Annotated in this window: 21 protein-coding genes; 13 read left to right on the forward strand and 8 right to left on the reverse strand. The window is 41.4% G+C overall.

What is annotated here, in order from left to right; translation table 11 throughout:
• The first annotated feature begins 22 nt into the window (after positions 1 to 22).
• Entirely contained in the window at positions 23 to 388 is a 366-nt protein-coding gene (locus tag EPX21_RS19685) for a hypothetical protein (RefSeq protein ID WP_134091375.1), read from the forward strand.
• Positions 385 to 600, forward strand: a complete 216-nt coding sequence (locus tag EPX21_RS19690) for a hypothetical protein (protein WP_206106115.1) — start codon at positions 385 to 387, stop codon at positions 598 to 600. Before EPX21_RS19685 ends, EPX21_RS19690 begins: the two co-directional genes overlap by 4 nt.
• A 686-nt stretch (positions 601 to 1,286) precedes the next feature.
• On the opposite strand, the gene EPX21_RS19695 is transcribed toward EPX21_RS19690, so the two are convergent.
• On the reverse strand, positions 1,287 to 3,092 hold the full coding sequence (locus EPX21_RS19695) for an SIR2 family protein (RefSeq protein ID WP_134091376.1): 1,806 nt from the start codon (positions 3,090 to 3,092) through the stop codon (positions 1,287 to 1,289).
• A 339-nt stretch (positions 3,093 to 3,431) separates the two neighbouring features.
• The gene (locus tag EPX21_RS19700; RefSeq protein ID WP_134091377.1) at positions 3,432 to 4,298 is read right to left on the reverse strand and encodes a phospholipase A; all 867 of its coding nucleotides are present in this window, start codon (positions 4,296 to 4,298) and stop codon (positions 3,432 to 3,434) included.
• Positions 4,299 to 4,596: 298 nt separating this feature from the next.
• Between EPX21_RS19700 and EPX21_RS19705 the strand changes: the two genes are divergently transcribed.
• From EPX21_RS19705 to glgP, 6 genes are all read left to right on the forward strand, one after another.
• A complete protein-coding gene (locus tag EPX21_RS19705) occupies positions 4,597 to 4,929 on the forward strand; it encodes a MarR family winged helix-turn-helix transcriptional regulator (RefSeq protein WP_166670824.1) in 333 nt (110 codons plus the stop codon).
• A gap of 75 nt (positions 4,930 to 5,004) precedes the next feature.
• Entirely contained in the window at positions 5,005 to 5,568 is a 564-nt protein-coding gene (locus EPX21_RS19710) for an HdeD family acid-resistance protein (RefSeq protein WP_134091379.1), read from the forward strand.
• A gap of 65 nt (positions 5,569 to 5,633) precedes the next feature.
• On the forward strand, positions 5,634 to 6,698 hold the full coding sequence (locus EPX21_RS19715; RefSeq protein WP_134091380.1) for a DUF1269 domain-containing protein: 1,065 nt from the start codon (positions 5,634 to 5,636) through the stop codon (positions 6,696 to 6,698).
• A 284-nt stretch (positions 6,699 to 6,982) separates the two neighbouring features.
• Positions 6,983 to 7,726 (forward strand): SDR family oxidoreductase, encoded by a 744-nt coding sequence (locus EPX21_RS19720; protein WP_134091381.1) that lies wholly within the window; start codon positions 6,983 to 6,985, stop codon positions 7,724 to 7,726.
• A gap of 151 nt (positions 7,727 to 7,877) precedes the next feature.
• On the forward strand, positions 7,878 to 9,614 hold the full coding sequence (locus EPX21_RS19725) for an alpha-amylase family protein (protein WP_166670825.1): 1,737 nt from the start codon (positions 7,878 to 7,880) through the stop codon (positions 9,612 to 9,614).
• Positions 9,615 to 9,648: 34 nt separating this feature from the next.
• A complete protein-coding gene (glgP, locus tag EPX21_RS19730; protein ID WP_134091383.1) occupies positions 9,649 to 12,198 on the forward strand; it encodes an alpha-glucan family phosphorylase in 2,550 nt (849 codons plus the stop codon).
• 132 nt (positions 12,199 to 12,330) lie between these two features.
• On the opposite strand, the gene atpG is transcribed toward glgP, so the two are convergent.
• Positions 12,331 to 13,227 carry an ATP synthase F1 subunit gamma gene (gene atpG, locus EPX21_RS19735; protein ID WP_134091384.1) on the reverse strand — a complete coding sequence of 299 codons (897 nt, stop codon included), beginning with the start codon at positions 13,225 to 13,227 and terminating at the stop codon, positions 12,331 to 12,333.
• A 1,201-nt stretch (positions 13,228 to 14,428) separates the two neighbouring features.
• Between atpG and EPX21_RS23320 the strand changes: the two genes are divergently transcribed.
• On the forward strand, positions 14,429 to 14,845 hold the full coding sequence (locus EPX21_RS23320) for an SDR family NAD(P)-dependent oxidoreductase (RefSeq protein WP_166670826.1): 417 nt from the start codon (positions 14,429 to 14,431) through the stop codon (positions 14,843 to 14,845).
• A gap of 46 nt (positions 14,846 to 14,891) precedes the next feature.
• Positions 14,892 to 15,239 (forward strand): SDR family oxidoreductase, encoded by a 348-nt coding sequence (locus EPX21_RS23325; protein ID WP_166670827.1) that lies wholly within the window; start codon positions 14,892 to 14,894, stop codon positions 15,237 to 15,239.
• A 342-nt stretch (positions 15,240 to 15,581) separates the two neighbouring features.
• On the opposite strand, the gene EPX21_RS19750 is transcribed toward EPX21_RS23325, so the two are convergent.
• Both EPX21_RS19750 and EPX21_RS19755 read right to left on the reverse strand, forming a co-directional pair.
• Positions 15,582 to 16,418, reverse strand: a complete 837-nt coding sequence (locus EPX21_RS19750) for an HD domain-containing protein (RefSeq protein WP_134091387.1) — start codon at positions 16,416 to 16,418, stop codon at positions 15,582 to 15,584.
• 95 nt (positions 16,419 to 16,513) lie between these two features.
• Complete coding sequence (locus tag EPX21_RS19755) at positions 16,514 to 16,894, reverse strand: hypothetical protein (protein ID WP_134091388.1); 381 nt, start codon at positions 16,892 to 16,894, stop codon at positions 16,514 to 16,516.
• A 134-nt stretch (positions 16,895 to 17,028) separates the two neighbouring features.
• Here EPX21_RS19755 and EPX21_RS23180 point away from each other — a divergent pair, with 134 nt between their 5' ends.
• A complete protein-coding gene (locus tag EPX21_RS23180; RefSeq protein WP_240768745.1) occupies positions 17,029 to 17,250 on the forward strand; it encodes a hypothetical protein in 222 nt (73 codons plus the stop codon).
• A gap of 334 nt (positions 17,251 to 17,584) precedes the next feature.
• Here EPX21_RS23180 and mog read toward each other — a convergent pair whose 3' ends face one another.
• The gene (gene mog, locus EPX21_RS19765; protein ID WP_134091389.1) at positions 17,585 to 18,124 is read right to left on the reverse strand and encodes a molybdopterin adenylyltransferase; all 540 of its coding nucleotides are present in this window, start codon (positions 18,122 to 18,124) and stop codon (positions 17,585 to 17,587) included.
• Between the two features lie 266 nt (positions 18,125 to 18,390).
• Complete coding sequence (locus EPX21_RS22815; protein ID WP_166670828.1) at positions 18,391 to 18,582, reverse strand: hypothetical protein; 192 nt, start codon at positions 18,580 to 18,582, stop codon at positions 18,391 to 18,393.
• A gap of 445 nt (positions 18,583 to 19,027) precedes the next feature.
• Between EPX21_RS22815 and EPX21_RS19775 the strand changes: the two genes are divergently transcribed.
• Positions 19,028 to 19,210: a hypothetical protein gene (locus tag EPX21_RS19775; RefSeq protein ID WP_134091390.1), complete on the forward strand. Its 183-nt coding sequence runs from the start codon at positions 19,028 to 19,030 to the stop codon at positions 19,208 to 19,210.
• Positions 19,211 to 19,838: 628 nt separating this feature from the next.
• Here the strand turns inward: EPX21_RS19775 and EPX21_RS19780 are convergent.
• Entirely contained in the window at positions 19,839 to 20,219 is a 381-nt protein-coding gene (locus EPX21_RS19780; protein ID WP_134091391.1) for a helix-turn-helix domain-containing protein, read from the reverse strand.
• Between the two features lie 145 nt (positions 20,220 to 20,364).
• On the opposite strand from EPX21_RS19780, the gene EPX21_RS19785 reads away from it, so the two are divergent.
• Positions 20,365 to 21,192, forward strand: coding sequence for an SDR family oxidoreductase (locus EPX21_RS19785; RefSeq protein WP_134091392.1), 828 nt, complete (start codon positions 20,365 to 20,367; stop codon positions 21,190 to 21,192).
• Positions 21,193 to 21,204: the final 12 nt, after the last annotated feature.

Below are 21,204 nucleotides of genomic sequence, written 5' to 3' on the forward strand. Positions count from 1 at the left end.
ATAATTAAATCTAACGTTTTTGATGAAAACACTCCTTAAGTTTTTAAAATATCGTGTCCACTTTTTGCTGACGATTTACAGCCGGATTTCCGTAGGAGCTGAGCTTAACAAAGGAGCCGATTTTTATTTGTATAACCTAAATCCTGCAAACCCGAAACAAAAATTTGAGTACCGGCAAATCGATATTTACAACGGTTTGGTTTACGAGCGACTTCTGGGCGAAAATTTTGTTTTAACTGCCAAAACAGGAATGCGTATAGCAATAGGCAGCGGATTTTTTGAGAAAGAAAAATCGTTTGAAGATGCCGAAATAAAAACGAAACCCAAGCCAGCTTTTTATGCCAATGTGGGTTTGTCGTTTAATCCGTTTATTAAAAAGAACAAATGAAAATGGTTGCAGTTTTTAAAACAGATGTCAAATATCAAAAACAGGCGGAATTTGTGCTGTCAATACTTTTGATAGAATTCCCGGATGCAAAAATTAATTTTGATTTAGACGACTGCGACAAAATTTTACGTGTCGAAGGCACACACTTTTCACCTGAAGCGGTGCAAGAGTTGATAGAGAACCTAAACCACATTTGTGAGAAGTTGGAATAAATCAATAAAAAGCAACCCCGAATTCCTAACTAAAAATAGAATAAAAATTACATAAAGTGAATGAGAATGACTGATTTATCCCTGTTAACATGCTTTTTTTTGCTATTGATTATTGCTACGCCTGATGGTGTGCTTGCACAGGTACAAAAGCAAAAAGAGTTTTTCCATATTGAGAAAAAAAGCAATTTTGAAAGGGATTAAATTATTCATCAAGCTCAGCAAGCAATTTCAGAAAACCGACACGGTAGATCAGTACAATCCGTTAGTCAGTTTAGATGCCGATTGTAATAGAACCTACAGATCTATGGTAGCTCATATGGCGGATTAATAATGAGCTTATTTTCTTTAAAACTAAAACGGAAAAGCGTATCACTCCACAGGTAACGCCCTTTATTCGAAAAAAGAAAAGAACAACCTGATTGTTCATATTTTCTGATCCAAGGTCAAATTCGTCAAGTTCCACAAATGACATTTGACTGCCTAGGGACACAGCTCCAATGATCAAATTCTCCACCTGATTCCATCGTCTGGTCTGCTGTCTGAATTTTGTGCTTCAACCGGTTTCATTGTCGACGTCTCGTGCTAAACAGCCAAGATAAGAAAAAACTTATGGGGTTTGGTCAGTTCAAGCTATTGTAAGAATTAGTGTAAGCGAAATGAAGCACTAGTGGCTTTAATATTCGCCTTTAACGGAGATAAATTTTTGCCAAATATTCCTGAAGGTCATTGTGCACTTCTTCAAATTTGGAGAATGATTTATCAAACATACCCGCTTTAAGTGGTAGCCAAGACTCTTTTTCCACCTTAGCTGAAGCTAGAAATTCACTGGTAAGCGTATTTCCATTTCTAAGGGGGCTTCTCCATTTAAACTCTCCATATGGAGCCGAATAAAATCCAAATTTCTTGCCAATAAGATAAACGTGATTTAATGCAAGCAAATATTCAAATAGGTCGAACGCTTCAGTAAAATCCGCTGGAGAGTCAAAATATTCTGTAAATAAATCGGCGATACGCTGGTTGACATATGTACTAATAGGTGTAGAATGCCTCTCTCCAATAAATTCGTTAAACTTTCCTTGTGCGATTAGTGCGCTGTTCACTTTTGAGATAAGATATTCCTTCGCCCGGTATCCATCGTAATCAAAGGCTATTTTTGTCCTAAATAATTTGTCGAGTAACGGATAATTTTCGGTTTTTAATGCAATAATACCTACGCCATATAGCTGGAGTAATACCGGAAAATAGTACAGATTTCTGGTTTCGTCATAGGATGCAGATATCGGTCGAGGTCGACTTGTTCTGGTTATAAAATCAGTGATTAATTTATGATGTGTTGGTTTACTCCAATACGTACAGGTCATTAATAATGGCAGTGAATGCAGTGCTGCCGCTGTAAAATTTTGTAATACTGGGGCCAAATTATCTTTTGACGGATAAAGTGCAGGATCAAAGTGTTCGGCTATTAATTTTTCTAAACTCCTACTTTCGGCCGCCAAAAGATCGGATAGTTGGATGAAATATTCAGCTTTAGAGAGGTATTTTTTTGCTCGCGCAGTAGCCATCTCAATGCTGATGACGTTGTTTTCTTCACTTCTTTCTAGTGCTTCCAGTTTTTCTACAAGTTCTTCAAAGAAGCTGTCGGCACTCCTTATTTTTAAAACGCGCCCTTTCCGAAAGGTCGCGACATCTTGTAGTTCCGAGCTTTTGTCGCTTATGTGTGTCCAAAAGCTGGAATACCGATAGTTGGCGCTTGCCCTCAACGTGTTTATTAATCCATTATCCCATTTTCCAGACCATCCGCAGGAAATAATGCCGAAATCATCTAATATGGTGATTATGTACTTCGAAAGGATATCATCGTAGCTTTCTAATTCGTCTTTGGTATTCAAAAATCTACTGTCCAGATAATCTCCATTGATTTTTATCAACGTAAAAGGGCTGTGTACCAGCGGCGCAGCTCCCGCTATATCGCTTGGATGCCTAATCACCACTGGCTCTATTCCCTCATTTCTTAACGAAGTTTCTAATAATCTGTCAAAATTGGTGGTGATCACTACCTTTATATATCCTCTCTTAACTAGTTTGGCAATAGCATCATGGGCCTTTGTGGGACGCCTTAGTTGAGCTTCATCCTCTTCCTCTGTTGACTCAAAATAGGTGCGTAAGATGTTGAGCCTTTCTGTAGGAGTGGTCGCAAGTTTTTCCAGCAAATTCGAATAGTCCGGCTCTTCATTATATTTCTGCCTGTACCATTGATCGGGATGATCGCCGCAATCTTCCTTTTCTAAGTGAGCGATTTTCTTGATTAAATCGATCACAATGTCCCACCCTGTGGGTATTCCGGAATTTCTTGAGATTCCCGAACCCAATAGTAGGGCATATACTCCTTTGTTGGAGTATATTGAGAAGATAAGTAGATTGATGACGCTATCCATTGTTACTAAAATACGAAAATTGTAATAGCTAATGACGTTCAAACTCTTTTTCTCCAAAATAGGTTGACTTGTTTATACAATGGTATTATTAAAAGCTCGATGGTTAGTTTCAGCAAAAGCCCACAATATTGGTTCACAGGTCTTTTCGTTTTAACAATTTGTTAAAAGCTGCGTTGGTACTTAAGGAAGTTGACTTTGGCTACAATTATCTGATAATTGGTGGCATTAATATTTTCGCTGGATTCAACTTGTAGCATAAAAGAATCCGTCGTTCTGTGGATTCATTGAATAGTAGTACTAGGATAATGTACAAGAATGCTATCGAGTATAGCGCGTTCATCTCAGATTCACTCAAATAGTAGTATGGTTCAAGTGTTAGGCCAACAATTAAAGCTGTTAAAAAAAACCTAACGCAGTAGATTTCAGGACAAATCCCAAGCGTATCATACTGGTATGTTTCTGATAGTCTATTAGGCTTTCTCCGTAGCCCTGAAACCACTGTAGCATCAGATGTTGATTTTCATCTTTAAAGGGTCTCCAATTTAACTGCGCTTGCATGGATCCTTTTTTGTTCCAGCCCTTTCCCTTTTTTGCGGTAATGTCAAATGACCACTTATTGGGCTTTATGCTGTAGTTGACTGAGGCTTCTGCAAAGCCTATATACTCCATTAAATTGGGGTTTTCATCTTTATAAGACATCGGTAGCCAAAATTTGAGACCCGCTATCCAACGCTCTTGGATTTGAGCTCGTAAAGAAAATGCAACGAAATTCCAGCTCCGTGAATATATGGAATCACGGCCATTCGATTCATGCTCTAGAGAAAGGGCGGCATAAACCAACCGATGACCTTTTACAAAAAATGGTCGTACAAAAGCAATACCGGGATTAAAATTGATCTCATCGAAAGGCTTGGAGTCCCTATATACATCCCAAAATGCCTTTTGGGTATAAGTAAGATAGGGAAATAACCCTCCGGGAAGGGATGTCCTTCTCAACCGCTGTTCAAAACTGATCTGATATTTTACGTCTGAATTGTTTTTTGTCGGCTGTTCGTTTAATGGTATGCCGGTGATAAAATAATTATCCCGGTGAATTGCAAAACCTGCCTGCTCTTTAATCGCTTGAGATGCAACAAATCCACTGTCGCGCTCGATAAGCTGTGCTTTTATAATCGCTGGCCGCAGCAAAAAGATAAATATTAAAATGTACCATAAAGGCCATCTTCGGAGAAATTGGGCGTATTCAGTTAAGGTATTTTTCATTGTCCTGTTTGATATTGTTAAATAACAGTTTACTATCTTGCCGGGGAGGGCTTGACAGGAAACTGCAATTTTGTTGGTAACGGTATTAAGTGTCAGAAGCCTTTCATGCTTTTATCTTCAACTTGTGCAAATATAGTTTGAATTCTAACAATATTCATCTATATTTACATTATTAGATAATGGCTTATGAATTTGATAGAAAATATTAATGAAGTATTAGAAAATATGCATATGCTTGGTGTTAACATCAGGAATGCTTTCGCTGCGTCCCTATCCAAGTTAAATGTTGATCTTACCTATGAAATGGCTGGAATACTGGTGCTTCTATCACGTCATAAAGGTCTGTAAAGGTCTGAATCAACAGCAGATCGCGAATATTACTTCCAGGAACAAAGCGAGCCTTTCCTCGCTCATTCATAATATGCAGAAGAGGGGACTTGTCACCCGAACGAATGACCAGGCTGACCGCCGAAGTAAAATCGTAGCCCTTACGACGCAGGGAAATAACTACGCAGCTCTTTTGGAGCCTCTGCTCGAAGACATCTTCAGTACATTGTATAAGGACGTCACGGAGGAAGAAATCGGCTTAATGAATCAGATCATTTTAAAGATGAACAGAAGAATAAAATAACATTAAACATGTGTTTTTCACTAATTCAAAACAGCATAAACTAGGTAGTATCATTAAAAAATTAACAGGACGAACATGAAAAGCTCAATCGACAAAAATGTAAAGTATTGGTACATACCGTTAATTCTTGGTATTCTATTTCTTGGACTAGGTTTTTTTGCCATCGCTACGCCGGTCAACACTTTTTTAACGGTAGCCTTCATGTTCAGTGTTGGATTTATCGTTTCGGGTACTGTCGAGATGGCCTACTCTTTGTCGAATAGGAAAACCCTCCGCAATTGGGGGTGGTATTTCGCTGGTGGAATCATTACATTTCTCTTAGGGCTTCTTTTGAGCATCCGGCTGGATCTTTCTGCAATATTGCTTTCGCTGTATATAGGATTTTGGCTGTTGTTCCGTTCCATTATGTATGTAATGACATCGGTAGAACTAAGAGATAATGGTTCCAAAAGCTGGGGATGGATCTTTGTTATGGGAGTTCTCGGAACAATCTTCTCATTTATACTGCTTTGGAATCCGCTTATTACCGGAGTCGGGTTTGTTTTCTGGATCGGTTTCGGGTTGATTGCTTTGGGAATTATTAATATCATATTAGGTTTTTCGCTCAGGAAGCTAATAAAGACACAGACGAATTTCTAATCGGATAAGCCGCTAATAATGAATGTGCCATCATTGACTAAAAAATAATCATTAAATAATATAAAATGGAAAAAATCATCACTGTATTTTTCGACTCGGAAGAGCATGCTTTCAAAGCATCTCAAACGATCAACCAACTAGCTGCGGACGGAGACATCAGCATTAACGAATTTTATGTGTTGAGTAAAAATGAAACAGGAGAAGTTACCCTGAAAAATGCCAAGAACGAAGTTACCTCCTATGCTACATCAGGAGCTTTCGCAGGCGGCTTTTTAGGTTTGTTAGGCGGTCCTCTGGGTGTGCTCTTTGGTGTGACAACCGGTCTGTTTGCCGGCGGGATAGGGGATCTGATCCGATCGTCAAAGTCGTCACGCTTTTTGGAAAAAGCTTCAGAATCCATTCCTGTAGGAAAAACCGCGATTGTTGCGAATATCAATGAATATTGGGAGACTCCGCTCAATACTGTTATACAGCCATACAACGTAGAAATTAAAAGATTGAATGTTAATGAGGAAGTGGAAAAATTTATTATAAGGCAGCAAAGAGAACTGAATGAGGAAATTCAGGAAATCAGCAGTAAACTCGAAAAGGCTACGGAAGAAGAAAAAGAAAAACTAAATGCCCGGCTTTCCACCTTAAAAACGCAGCGTAATGAGCTTAAAGAAGAAGTCAAGAAAAATGCAGTAGAACAAAAGGGGAAGATTGCCACATGGTTTGGTAATATGAAAACAAAGTTTTCCAATTGGAAAGACGATGTAGCTGATCAGTTCGACGAGGAAAAAGAAGACCTTATTGACGATTATGAAGATATCAAAGAAGATTATCAGGAACTTTCGAAGAAAATTAAAACTTCTTTAAGTCTGTTGAATTATGGTACCGAAGAATCTTTCAAAAAATCAGTCGATCATATCAGAAAAAAAATATCGGAATTAGATGAAGATATAAGTGGTCTGGAGAAAGAGATTAACAAGCTTTCGGCAAATAGCAAAGAAAGATGGCAGACTAGGTTGACCGGCCTCAAAGAAAAAAGAAATAACCTGATTGCAAAAGCAAAGCTAGAATTTGAAAAGCATAAGGAAAAACTTCAGAGCTGGATCGACGAAACAGAAGGTGAGCTTAAAAACTATTAAACTATAGGGTAATGGAAAGGAATTAACAGGGCAGTATTTATCTATGCATTAAATGGGCATAATTAATTCAGTAAGACAAGTAATCGGTGAGACGAGATGAAAAAACAACCGCAACAAGAATCTGATTACTGGTGTAGACATTCAATAATTTCTGGATACTATCGAAAAAAGACAGCAATATCTGGAGTATATGCTAACCGGATCAGGCAATATATTACCTACATGGGAATATAATCTCCAGAGCGATGATTACTTCTGTTATATCTTCATTTAAAAACTTTGAAATGACAAAACTTAGTAAAAAAATAGCACTTATTACAGGCGGAGCCCGTGGCATGGGTAGTCAACATGTTAGGCGTTTTATAGAAGAAGGGGCGAAAGTTTATTTTACAGACATTCTTTCCGAAGAAGGTGAGAAACTCGCTGCAGGCCTAGGGCCAAACGCCATCTTCATCACCCACGATGTAAGCTCGGAAGATGAATGGAAAAAAGTAATCGGCATTATCGAAAAAAACGAAGAAAAGTTAGATGTTTTAGTCAATAATGCAGGAATAGTAATGGCTAGTCCTATCAGTGAAACGAGTCTTGATGTTTATAAAAAAGTTATTGGTGTAAACCAAATATCGGTATTCTTGGGTATGAAGTACGCGCTGCCTTTACTGAAGAAATCCGGAAATGCATCCATAATCAACATTTCATCTATAGCGGGTTTGGCTGGATCAAAAGGAAATGCGGCCTATAGCAGCAGTAAATACGCCGTTCGGGGATTGACTCAAACAGCGGCATTGGAATTTGCGCCCTTTCATATCCGTGTAAATTCCGTACACCCCGGTGTTGTGGCTACACCTATGATTGAACAGGAAGACTCCCAAGAACTGGTTGAAGCTTTGTCAAAAGCGATCCCTTTGGGTAAAATCGGCCAGCCTGACGACCTGACCAGTATAGTACTGCTTTTAGCATCGGATGATAGTGCATTTTGTACAGCAAGCGAATTCGTAGTTGATGGAGGGTCCTTAGCGGGTTTTTAATAACAACTCACGATAGATTTCAGGCTTATTGAGTTAGTCTTTTTTGGAAGTGTGAGTTTTTTCTCCATACAGTAAGTTGCTTGCGATCAGCTTTTGAAGTTATAGATTGTCGGGCGGTATTACTATGGTTTCACTTTATAAACAATTTAGGTTGCTGGATTTTGAAAATAGTACCAACGAGCATCTAACTGATCATAAACTGATCATTTATCAATTGTTTGTTAGATTATTCGGTAATACGACAGAAATGTGCAAGCATAACGGGAGCTTGGAAGAAAATGGATGTGGAAAGTTTAATGACATCAGTGTTAAGGCACTGAATGGGATTAAGAAACTGGGTGTCTCCCATATCTGGTATATGGGTGTTATTGAACATGCTACGACAACAGATTACAGCGCCTTTGATCTGCCTGCTGATGATCCGAATATCGTGAAAGGGCGAGCAGGTTCGCCCTATGCGGTAAGAAATTATTACAACGTAGACCCGGATCTGGCAGTTTCTGTTGATCAGCGCTTTGAGGAGTTTAAAGCATTAATTGAACGCACACATGCGCAGGGCTTGAAAGTTGTGCTGGATTTCGTTCCAAATCACGTCTCACGCAACTATTCGGGGAAGGAAGCTCCGAGTGGTATCGTTGCGATCGGAGCCGAAGACAATACGTCGAAGTCATTCAGTCCGACGAACGACTTCTATTATGTGACAGGCGAGGCATTCCGTTCTCCGCTCTTGAAATCAGATGGGAATGATCGCCAAGAAGGGCCTGTGTTTGAGGAAATACCAGCAAAAGCTACGGGGAATGATGTTTTTGTCGCGAATCCAGGCTTGCACGACTGGTTTGATACGGTAAAGCTTAATTATGGCGTGGACTATCTGGGCGGCCGGAAATTATATGATGACCCGATTCCTCCCCTTTGGTATAAAATGTACGATGTTTTACAGTACTGGGCGGCTAATGGAGTGGACGCTTTTCGTTGTGATATGGTTGAAATGGTTCCATTGGCCTTTTGGGGATGGGTGATTCCAAAATTGAAAGAGCATTACCCGGAGTTGATCTTCATAGCAGAAATTTATAATCCAACGGTATACAGGGCATATATTGAAGAGGGCAATTTTGATTATTTGTATGATAAGGTAGGGCTGTACGACAGCTTGCGGAGATTGATCGAAGATCATCATGATGCTCATGTTGACGATATTACGAAAGTATGGAAACACCAATGTAACGGTTTTTCAAAGCATATGTTGCGATTTCTTGAAAACCACGATGAGCAGCGTATTGCCTCGCGTTTTTTCGCCGGAAACCCGTGGTTTGCGAAAGCTGCCATGGTGATTGCAACGACCTTTTCTTCGGGACCGGTGATGCTCTATTTTGGGCAAGAAATCGATGAACCGGCAGCTGGCGCTACCGGTTATAGCAATGATGATGGGCGGACAACGATATATGACTATACTGCCGTCCCCAACCATCAACGCTGGATGAATGGCGGTGCTTTCGATGGGGCCGGGCTGGATGAAAATGAGAAAGCATTGAGAAAGTTTTATAACCGGTTGCTTTGGATAGCGCGCGATCAGGAGGCCGTTCTACAGGGCGCTTTCTTTGAGCTGCTGCAAGGAAATAGCTGGTCGGAAGGCTTTAATGGAAAGACGTATGCTTTTTTGCGGTACACGCAAAGGGAGCGTTTGCTGATTGTGGCGAATTTTGAGCGTAGAAATAAACAGGTGCGCGTTTTTTTGCCGGATGAGGTGCTGAATTACTTCGGGCTTGATAAGCATGAAGGACTTGAGCTGAGAGACCTGCTCTCTGAAAAAAATATTTATACGTCAAGGTTGGGCGATGGGATCGCCATGCAGGTGGTTTCTACTGATGCATTTATACTGAAGTTTTAACACAATTTTTAATGAACTATAAAAATGTAATTAAATGGCAAAAATGAAGTTACCCGTTATGGATATCTCATTAGCACTGTCCGCACAGAAAATGCCAACTGTTAAAAGCCTCGCGAAGCTGGCCCTCGATCTGCAATGGTCGTGGAACCACCATGCCGATGAAATCTGGAAGGGAATGGATCCTGTATTATGGGACAAAACACATAACCCATGGCTCATGTTGCAATCTCTTTCTGTAGAGCCACTGAAGGCCCGGAGGAAAGATATAGAATTTTGGAATCACGCACAGCAGCTTGCAACAGAAGCTATTAAGCGGAATACGTATACGACATGGTTTGAATCCGCACACAAGAACTCTGCACTGGATTGCATAGCGTATTTTAGCATGGAATACATGCTCACGGAATCACTTCCGATCTATGTAGGTGGCCTCGGCAATGTTGCTGGTGATCAGTTAAAGGCTGCAAATGATCTGGGTGTTCCGGTGGTAGCTGTAGGCTTACTTTATCAACAGGGCTATTTCCGTCAGGAGCTGGGACTAGATGGGCGTCAGCTGGTGTTAAAACCTTCAAATGACTCCAGCCAGTTACCCGTAGTTCCTGTGAGAAAGGAGAACGGGGAATGGCTGCGTATAAAATTGAATTTTCCGAATGATGAGCTTTGGATAAGGGTTTGGCAGGCACAGGTAGGCCATTCGCGGCTGTTTTTGCTGGATACAAACGATCCGGCCAATTCGCCCATCCTTCGAAGTATTACCGGCGAAATCTATGGGGGAGGAATGGACTTGCGCATACAGCAGGAAATCGTTTTGGGAATCGGGGGATACCGCGTTTTAAAGGAGCTGGATATCCATCCACAGGTTTGTCACATGAATGAGGGGCATGCCGCATTTCTTGTACTGGAACGCGCGCGAGAATTCATGAGCAGTAAAAAGTGTTCCTTTGAAGAAGCGCTCTATGCGACAAGGGCAGGGAACTTATTTACAACGCACACTGCGGTGTCAGCTGGCTTTGATTATTATTCATCTGATCTCCTGAAACTATTTTTGGGAGAATATGTCGAGCAGGAGCTGCAAACGGATTTATCGACTATTGAGAATTTGGGAAAAGTCAATCCGGATAATCCAAATGAGACCTTCGGTATGGCCTATCTGGCAATGCGTGGTTGCGGTGCTGTAAACGCGGTGAGCCGTTTACATAGCGATGTCAGTAAGAATTTATTTGCTCCTTTGTTTCCAAGATTACCGAAAAATGAAATTCCGATCGGATATGTCACCAATGGCATTCATCTGCCAACCTGGACAGGTAGACCGGCCAAGGTGAGCTGGGAAAAAAATGTAGGTAAGAGCAATCTGGGATCCGGAGGGTCCGATGATCTGTCGAAGGTGTCAAAGATTTCGGCAGCCGACCTGTGGAATTTAAGAAACATACAGCGCGCGGACCTGGTGAGAGCGATACGCACGCATGCCCCTAAGCAATTTTATCTCATAGATAAAATAAAGCAGCAGAATTTAAAGCCCGAAGAGTTTTTTGATCCAGACGTATTTACACTCGGCTTCGCCCGGCGTTTTGTTCCGTATAAACGTAACAGTTTGCTATTGTATAACGAACAACGCTTACTGAATATACTGAGAAATCATAACGCACCGATCCAGATTGTTGTGGCGGGGAAAGCGCCACCCTTTGATGGGGGCGGGAACGATATGATTAAGCACTGGATCGATTTTATTCGTGCCCATGATTTGGAAACAAAGGTGATTTTTTTAAGCGATTATGATATCGCATTAGCCCAACTGATGGTGAGCGGGGTAGACGTCTGGCTGAATACACCCAGACGGCCGTGGGAAGCCTGCGGTACCTCCGGGATGAAAATACTGGCAAATGGCGGACTTAATATTTCGGTGCTCGATGGCTGGTGGGCGGAAGCTTATGAGCCGGCTTATGGATGGTCTATAGGAAACGGATTGGAGTCGTCGGATAACGATCATACTGATTATGTCGAAGCACATGAATTGTACGACCTTTTGGAAGAGGAAATCTTACCGCTGTTCTACAAAAGAGATAAAAGGGGCACTCCTTTGGAATGGGTAAAAAAAATTAAAGCAAGCATGACCGATCTTACCTACCGGTTTTCTGCTACCAGAACGGTCAAAGAATACACCGAGAGATTCTATCTGCCACTAACGAAAAATTATTTAACACGCGCTTCAAAAACGGCGGAAACACTGCGGGCAGAGTGTTTGCTGATTAAAAAGTTAAAAGCAGACTGGGGGAGTATTTCCATCGGCCACGTACAATCAAGATTTGAGGATGGTCACCTGACGTTCTCGGCATCGATCCTGCTGGGTGAGGTGGCGCCATATTTAATAAGTGTAGAGATATACGCTGATAAAGCAAATGGTTTCGATGAAGAGTGCCGCGAAATGTTATTGTCCGAAGTGGATAGTGCCTCTTCTACTGCGAGTTTTTCTTTGCGATTCTCTTCAGAAAGACCGCTTAGCGACTACACGCTTAGAGTTGTCCCAAGTGAAAAAATAGTATTGCCGAATAAACTGGAAGTGTCGTTAATTACCTGGAACGATTAAATGCACGGTTCTTACGGAGCGAACATTTTATTGGCTTATGCTACAGCTTGTGAGTGATACCTGTTCTTTCTTAAAAAATTAAGAAAGGACAGGTATTCAAACTTCTGGCATAAGCTCGCTGGTCTTGATTGCCTAACCGCGGGATAAAGCTTCTGCACCGCCAACAATTTCCATTATTTCATTTGTAATAGCTGATTGACGTGCCCTGTTATATGAAAGTGTTAATGACTTTATCAATTCTCCGGCATTTTCGGTCGCTTTATCCATGGCTGTCATGCGTGCTCCATGCTCGGAAGCATGTGAGTCTGCTAATACTTTGTGCAACTGGAGTTTGATAGATTTAGGGATCAGCGTTTCAAATAGCTTCTCCTTTGATGGCTCCATAATGTAGTCATATGGCATGTCATCATTATCGACGGGTTCAGTGAAGCTATCGGTGATTAATAAAGGCAGTAATTGTTCTGTTTTTAGAAACTGAACGGCTGCATTTTTAAATTCATTATATACAATCTCCACCCTGTCAAAGTGCGCCCGCAAAAAGCCATCCATGATAAATTCAGCAAGTTTGGAAGTATTCTCAAAGTTTAAGTCGGTAAACAGATCAACAAAATCATCTATTAATGGATACCCATTCTTTTTGTAAGAATCACGACCTTTTTTGCCAATAGGAACTATTTTCAAATTACCTTTTCTGTGCTGCTCCATATATTTTCCGGAAATAGTTAAGTTCGCTTCCTTAATTACATTCGCATTAAATGCGCCGGCGAGGCCCCTGTTAGAGGTAACCACAATTAACAAAATATTCTTTGGCGTCCGGGCTACCATAAATGGCGAGGATCCCTTTCCTTTTAGGGATGTAGATAAATGCGCCACTATCTCCTTCATTTTTTCGGCATAGGGCTTTAATTGGTTAATCGTTTTTGTCGCCTGAATCAGTTTTACGGTCGAAACCATCTTCATCGCTTTGGTTATCTGCTGTGTAGATTTTACTGAGGCAATACGATTTCTTATTTCTTTTAGATTAGCCATATATTTTGAAGTTATAATGTGTGTTCCCAGTATATAAGTAAGGATTCAGAAATCTGATTGAAAATAGATATGCATGTATATTTAATATATCAAGAATTTACATTATAATGTGCTTTTATAACTCTTAAAGGCTTTTCAACCAACGCTTTTAGTCTGCCTTATCCGGCATGTCATGCGGCGAGGCTTGAAGAACAATCTCAAAGAAAGCTTGGATACCCGATCTTTTACATCCGTCATATTAATTGATTTCCAACTGCCGATATCGAGGAATGTACTCTCAATCATTCAATTTCCTTCCGAACACCTTTTATTTTCCGGGCAAATTTGGCCAATACGAACGATAAAAGGGAGAAGGATAACGTATAGCAAAAAGCTAAGTTAATCTCAGGAGTTGGTAAATTCATGTCAGTAAAGCTTTAATTTACAGTATCTGTATAAATTCGCGATGCCAAATATTGTCAGCAATAAGGGGAGCATTCCCGAATAAATTCTCAATCTTCGATGTGTTTACTTTTTTATCATTAAAGAAAGAGCCGAAGTCATTAAAGACCCTTCATTAATGAATAGTGCTAATTTTTTACGTTAAATATTTTATTTCTTTTAGCGGTGTCTGATCGCATCAATCGGACCGCAATACGAAAATAGTTAAAAAAGGTTAGGATTCAAACTTATTTCTTCTTAACAGAAACCGTATTAGTCTCGTCTTCATGCTTCATTGCCAAGGAAGGAGATACTATTGGCTAATATCATCCTGATTAGGTAGTCACGTTGGCCGATCCTTTTCTTTAATTGTCGAAGAAATCATTAACGCGGGAGATCGTTAATCAGATGTGCTGGCGGTCTCTGAGTACTGTATATCACAAGGAAATACCGCTTTTGTTATAAGATCGACAAAGCATTTAACCGGTTAAGTAGAAATGATATTATATGGTTAGATTTCTAACTATTTTCTCTATATTTACGCATGAAGGAAAGGTCTGAAGGACTTGGGCGGACGCCCGTTTTTTGCCTCCTGGAAATCTCTTTCTCTTTCGTGATCTTGTGGAACCCGTTTCTATTAGAGCTCGTTTCGCGGTATGGATCGTTTTCGGACTTATCCCGGGAATCATCAATATTGTTATAGCCTTGTCTGTTAGAAAGGTGAAAGGGAGGACGGAACAGTAATTAACGGGTAATTGTTTTTAATATATATATGTCGACCATGAAAAAAGTAATTGCAATAACAGGATTAGGGGGTATCGGCCTGGCCTGCGCTAGAAGGATTGGCGTGGGGTTTAAAATGGTACTGGGGGATTCCAACAAGGGTCAGTTGAAAAAAGTGGCCAGAGACTTGACCAAGGCTGGATACGATGTAACGCCGGTACTACTGGATATTTGCAGCAAAGAATCAGTGGACACTTTTGTTAACGTCGCTGCCTGGGAGGGTGAACTTGCTGCGGTAGTCCATACGGCGGGCATCTCGCCTACGATGGGAAATGCTGCACAGATCATGGAAATCAACCTGATCGGTACAGCGAGGCTTATGGAAGCATTTGAACCACATGTCTCCTGGGGAACCACAGGTATATTCATTTCGAGTAACTCCGCCTATTTGGGTCGCCCGTTGACTGGGGGATGAGCAGCGGTCTGTAACAACGTTATCTGCTGTTGACCTGGAAAACGATGTGAAGAATTGGTCCGTATCTACTGCTCGTGAGGCCTACGTCGTATCCAAGCTCGCTAATCATCTGCAAGTGGTCGCGGCCGCTCCGCGTTGGGGTAAGAAGGGCGCTCGAATTCTCTCAATAAGCCCAGGAATCATAAGCACTCCAATGAGTATAAGGGAACAAGAAGTTTCTCGTGAAATGGCATTCATGCTTCATAACACTCCTGTAGGGCGTATAGGTAATCCAGAAGACATTGCCGCAATGGTAGAATTCCTAATGGGACCTGGAGCTGGATTTATTACGGGAACGGATATTCTAGTAGACGGTGGTGTGACCGCTTTCCTGAAAACAGTCAAAAGGGAATAACAATTCGACCACTTTTTCGGCCGGAAATCCGAGAAACAAAATTGCTTTATATCGAATTTGCTTGAAAGCGTGTTTCGCCTCTTATTTTGCTTTTCTGGTTGAGATTAAAAAATCCACTAAACTTTTAATTAAGGTTCCGAAACCCATAAACCTATTGCAGTAAGAATTTGGTCGACAGTCATAGTTATAAAACTAAAAAATTATAGAGGTTCTTAGCAAACAATATATTATCAATTCGTCACATCATAACAACCTATAAAATGTAGTAGGTAAATCTATATAATCTAAAGACTTTGCCTCAGTATGAACATTTACCTGTAAAGTTGGCTGTTAAATTCAACGCTACAGCGCCCGTATTTTCAGTCTTGCCGATGCCTCTTCGGCATTGAAGGAACCGAAACCAGAAAAGCGCTTGATAGCCGAAAGGGCTCCGTTGGTAAGGTTATGCCCGCGCAGGGTATCTAACACCTCATCATCACTGCCCATTAGGTCTTGCTCACGGATGATATTCCAATACAGTGCGTGCTCCAGCAGTTCTGCTAGGCGGTGGTTGGCAAACAGGTGTCCCGGTTTGCGAAAATATTCCTTGTTCAGCGCTTTAAAGCGCTCTCTGAACCAGTCCATTGGTACTTGGTCTTTACAGGTAATACGCCCATCCGTTATGGTAAGCTCATTTATAAACCAGCGAATTTCATTTAGCTCCATTAATCCGGCAGCGTGGGAATCACGAAGGGTATAATCTATACGGTCAGCGCAGAGGTAGGGGTAGGGCTGCTCGAGTAAGGGGTATTGCTTATGGAAGAGGTCTTCGGTACGGTAGCCATATTCCAACAGGATAGCCGGAATCACAGAGCTTTGTACGACATCCTCAAAAATATGTTCATGGTAGTCCTCTCCCCTTCGGTTGAATACATAGTCGGCCACGTGCGAAAAGGCCGTGTGCGATACATCATGCAATAGGGCGGCAATCTGTTCTTCGATGCCTCCCCCCATCTGCTGCACAAGATACAAGACGCCTATGGAATGTTCGTAGCGGGTATGGGCAATGGATGGGTCGACCAAAAAGATGGCGCCTCCCTGATGAATACCCTTAAGCCTTTGTATAGGAGCCGATTCAATCAGTGCTTCAATAACCGGGACTGTTTCAAACTTGCCGTATAGGGCGTCGTGTAGTATCATGTGCAATTAAATATCGAGGGTAAAATAAGCCTTAAATAGGTTTGCCGGCCATATGGAAATAGAAAATACGGTGTGGGTTTTCCCACAAATAATCCTCAGCAGGGGATTTGAAACCCCGACAATTTTGCGTTGTACGCTGTTGAAATTTCCCAACCATAGCGCAAATATATGCTAATAAATTTAGTATTTAAAGCATTGTTAAAAAGTATTGTGATTCCGGGCTCCTCCCTCGATTGCGCTCCTTTGGGACGCTTCGCCTGATGAAGCAAGAGGCAGTCTCGTTCCTCGACAGCCACTTCGCGATGCTCTTTAATGACTATTCTTCTCGTAGCTCCTTTATGCCCTATTAGGTTAGCCCAACCGAGGCTTGCAATATCTTTAAAAGCCCTTTTTACCATCATAGATAAAAGGGCTTTTGGTGATTCTTCCCTCGCTACCCTTGTGGGCATAAAGTGCAACGTTTCTGAGAGTGGCATAGCTTTTGTATATAAAGCAGCAGGTCTAGGTTGGTTAGAAGAGTCCGGCAATCCAAAATGTCCGGGCTTTTCATTTTAACGCTCAACCTGTATGAGGCTTCAGAATGTGCGGCGCCCGTAATTTATTTTTTACCATGCAAGAAGGAGTTGTTAAATTCATCAATGAAACCAAGGATTTCGGACTCATCACACCCATTGGCGGGGACAAAATTTTCTCAGAACAGTCCATATTGCAGTTGATTTCCCATAGTGAAACCGATATGTTCGATAAAGTTCGTAATAATCCTCTTCATTTCGTTGTTTATTTAAATACGACCTCCTTTGCCATTAAAATTCGAGACTTTAAGTTTTTCTAAGCCCTTGTAGGTATACCTAATGACCATTTCTAAGCTAAGTTTTGTACAATCCCACGTCCATCAAGCCGGAGCCCTTCGGCTCGGTGGGGATTGTCAGTGGCTCTTCGTGAGGACGAGTTCGTTCTCGGTATTAAATAGTGAGCTGATAATCTCGTTGAAAGTATACCCCGGCAGGAATTATGGAGCCGGGGTAATAATCCGGTATACGGAGATCCATACAAGGTAAATCGCTCAGGGGACCAAAATCTCCACCGATTTTCAGCTGTTTGAGAATAAAAGTTTCCGGTAGGAGTTCCGCAGGAGAAAATCGGATGCAGACGTAGCAGAAATAAGTTTATCCGCCAGAAGGCCGGAAGACCTTGACGATTTTCTCGTTATGGGAGATGTGAGGTCCTCCCAGTAACTCAATACAATATGGAATGGCCGGAAACACAGCCCTAAGGCAGGTAAGGATGGAAGACGGCTTTCCGGGTAAGTTCACAATCAACGAATTGTTGCGGATGCCTGCAGTTTGACGTGAAAGGATCGCAGTGGGGACCTTTCTAAGACTGATTTTGCGCATGAGCTCCCCAAACCCGGGGAGCATTTTATTACAGACACTTTCCGTGGCTTCAGGGGTTACATCGCGCAGTGAAGGGCCTGTGCCTCCGGTGGTCACGACGAGGCAACATCCTTCCTTGTCAATAAGCTGAATCAGATTTTTTTCTATCAAAACCTGTTCATCAGGAACAATACGGTACACTTGTGACCACTCCTGAACAATAAAGCTGCGAAGCGCACGGATGATTTCTTTACCGGAGATGTCGTTATAGACTCCGTTGCTGGCCCTGTCGGAAACGGTAATGATACCGATTTTTATTGTCTTTTCTTTCATATATAAGCTTTTTAATTTTTACCTCTGATTACATTGATCTGCTGTCCATATAGGGGTGATGGTCGACTCAAAAGTATTAGACAGACATAGAGACAAAAAATACAATAAGATTTTATTTTTTGGGACATGCAGTTATGTGCATTTATTACAACAAAGATGCTTTTATATTTCTGCAAATACAATGACGTTTGCGATTTTCATTTTATTAATGGGAATATTATATACGGAACACTTCTTTTCAATAAATTATTGCGATTTTGTTTCTTCTAGGGCAAACCGAGTGGCGCGGGCTCATGCATGCCGTCCTTTAGCGGCCCGTAAGTTGTAAGCCGCGCGTTTGGATAGACAAGGGCTGTCTCCAGCTTGAAGTAACTCCATTTTTTCAATGTAATGAGAAAGCCGCCGCAATTATAGTGCTGAGAACTGGCATCCTCACTTCCTTTTGATATGCGTTTCACCCCTAATTCTGCCCCACAACAGGCAAGCACCTCATTCGCATAACTTCATCACTCACGATGGTGAAAATCCCGCTTATACAGCAGAAAACCTAAGGAGCAGGTTTAGAGATATGGCACTGTAACGATCCTGAACGATCAGGCAGTGAGTGCAGCGAAAGAAGCAAACGGTTTTTCAATTTGACACAAAAAGATGAAGATTATACTGCTTAGAAACTAATTTTGCTATATCCGTTACGAAGATAGAGTTTTTCCTTGGCGATTTTGGCTTCTTACATTTAAAGGAGCGTCAAAGTTCTTTTACAGAGGACGAATATGTACCGTATTTCAAAGCCTCATTACGGAGGAGAGGGGAAGACCTCAAATGCACAAATTGGAGATATTGGGGACAACCAGACGATAATTTCCATATTTTAGTGCAGACGACATCACAGAACATACTGTTTTATTGAAGCAGCCTGGTCAAGAATTACCGGATACCGAATTTGAAATAGAGAGATATGTTTTACTCAATATGCTGTTTGAAACCGTAAAGAACGACGTAGACTTTATCTTCAATAACAGCATTACATCGCTATATGAAGAGGCGGATCATATAGAAGTCGCCTTTAAAGACGGCTTTAAAAATTGATATGAACTGGTATTCGGGTGCGATGGGATACATTCAGCGGTACGAAAAATCTGGTTTGGGCACGAAACTGAATATCTGCATTTTTTGGGACTATACTTTTCCATCGCCGTCGTAAACAAATTTAAGGCACCTTTATTTATCAAGATCTTCACCTCAATTATTGGATAGAGGAGTATGATAAAGTGTTTAGAGAGTTATGGCATTCCTAGTCCTGAATCCGATAAAAAACCGTTCTATTTTATCAATTCTTAAAATAGAACGGTTTAAATAAAAAAGTAACTGAAAGGGAAGAATTCAAACATTCGACAACAATCCCGATTTCATTTTTCGAATCCATTCTCCATACTGCCTAAAGCCGCAATTTTCTTCAAACTGTCTATGAGGTCATTCAATAATATTCCTGCTGGGAGTACGAAATCACTTACCGTAAGTCCAACGTATGTTGAGCTTGCGGTTTTTTTATTATGACTTAATTCAGTCCACTCAACTTGCTATCAAATTTTTTGTCATTGGGCTTAAGTAACATCTACTAATAGCAATTAGGCTACTTGTAACTGATCTGGCCACTTATAGTAGTCGAATCAAAAATAATTTAACCTTTGTGAATGTCCGTTCTGCAAAGGGTCGATTATTGTTCAAGGGGTGTGACATTTTCCGCATAATGGTTTAATATTACCCTTTTTAACTGTTCCTGATGTTCATCGCCCCAAAGGTCGATACTATGGATCATTGGGATCAATGTTTTACCAAAGTCAGTGAGGTCATACTCCACCTTTGGCGGCATAACCGGGTAAATCGTACGGGTTACTAATTCATGATCTCCCAACTCTTTCAGCTGAATATTCAAGACCCTCCTGGAAACATCCGGGATCTGACGCTGTAATTCGCTGGGGCGTTTATGTCCCTCATAAATGAACCATAATAACCTTATTTTCCATTTTCCATAAAGTACCTCTCCAACCAGGTCAAGCCCGCAATTCAGATGAGGTAAGGTCTTTCTTTCGTACATATTACAAATATAGGGCATTACTTTCCGCAAACAATACGGATAAATTTATCCCTATATGAATCGCTAACCCGTAATTGTAAGTTAGTCTCATACTTATGAGATTTGCAATGAAATAGGATTACAATAGAAATTAATACTAAAAGAAATGAAATCAACCATTTTAATTACCGGTGCTTCATCGGGTATCGGATTGGCAACAGCCAGGCATTTTTCAGAAAAGGGATGGAACGTTGTGGCAACCATGCGCCGCCCGGAGAATCAGGATAATCTGAAGGATAATGATCATATGCTGGTGCTGCCGCTGGATGTGGAGAAGCCCGAAACCTTTGATGAAGTCATCGCAACGTCGATCGCGAAATTCGGAAAAATTGATGTGTTGCTCAATAACGCTGGCTATGGCCAGCACGGGCTTTTCGAAGCAACCCCTGCCGAACAGATCCAGCGCCAGTTCTCCGTTAACTTTTTCGGTGCCGTGGAACTGACCAGAGCGATACTGCCCCATTTCCGCAAACAGCAGAGCGGAACGATTGTGACCGTATCTTCCGGCGTAGGCAGGGTGACCGTTCCACTGGTTTCTGTGTATGCCGCTTCCAAATTTGCAGCAGAGGGGTTCTTCGAATCACTATCATTTGAACTTTCTTCACAGAATATCAAAGTAAAGCTGATCGAGCCCGGCACCATAAGCACCAATTTTGAAGATACGACCAGGCAGAATTATGCAGGTGGGCATGACATCGGGGATTACAGTGCATATCTTGAAAAGATCGATGCCGTATTCAAGGGAATCTATAATAACAGTGCATCAGCTTCCGCAGAAGACGTTGCCGCGGTAATCTATGAAGCTGCTACAGATAACAGCGTTAAACTTCGCTATGTCGTGGGAGATGATCTCAAACCATTATTCGACATTCGTAACGGCGGTGCCCCTGACGAGACCTATATGCAGGTGATGCGCGAAACCTTTGGCGGATAAACAACAATCATA

This window comes from Olivibacter sp. XZL3 (genome assembly GCF_004368405.1).
Classification (GTDB): Bacteria; Bacteroidota; Bacteroidia; order Sphingobacteriales; family Sphingobacteriaceae; genus Olivibacter.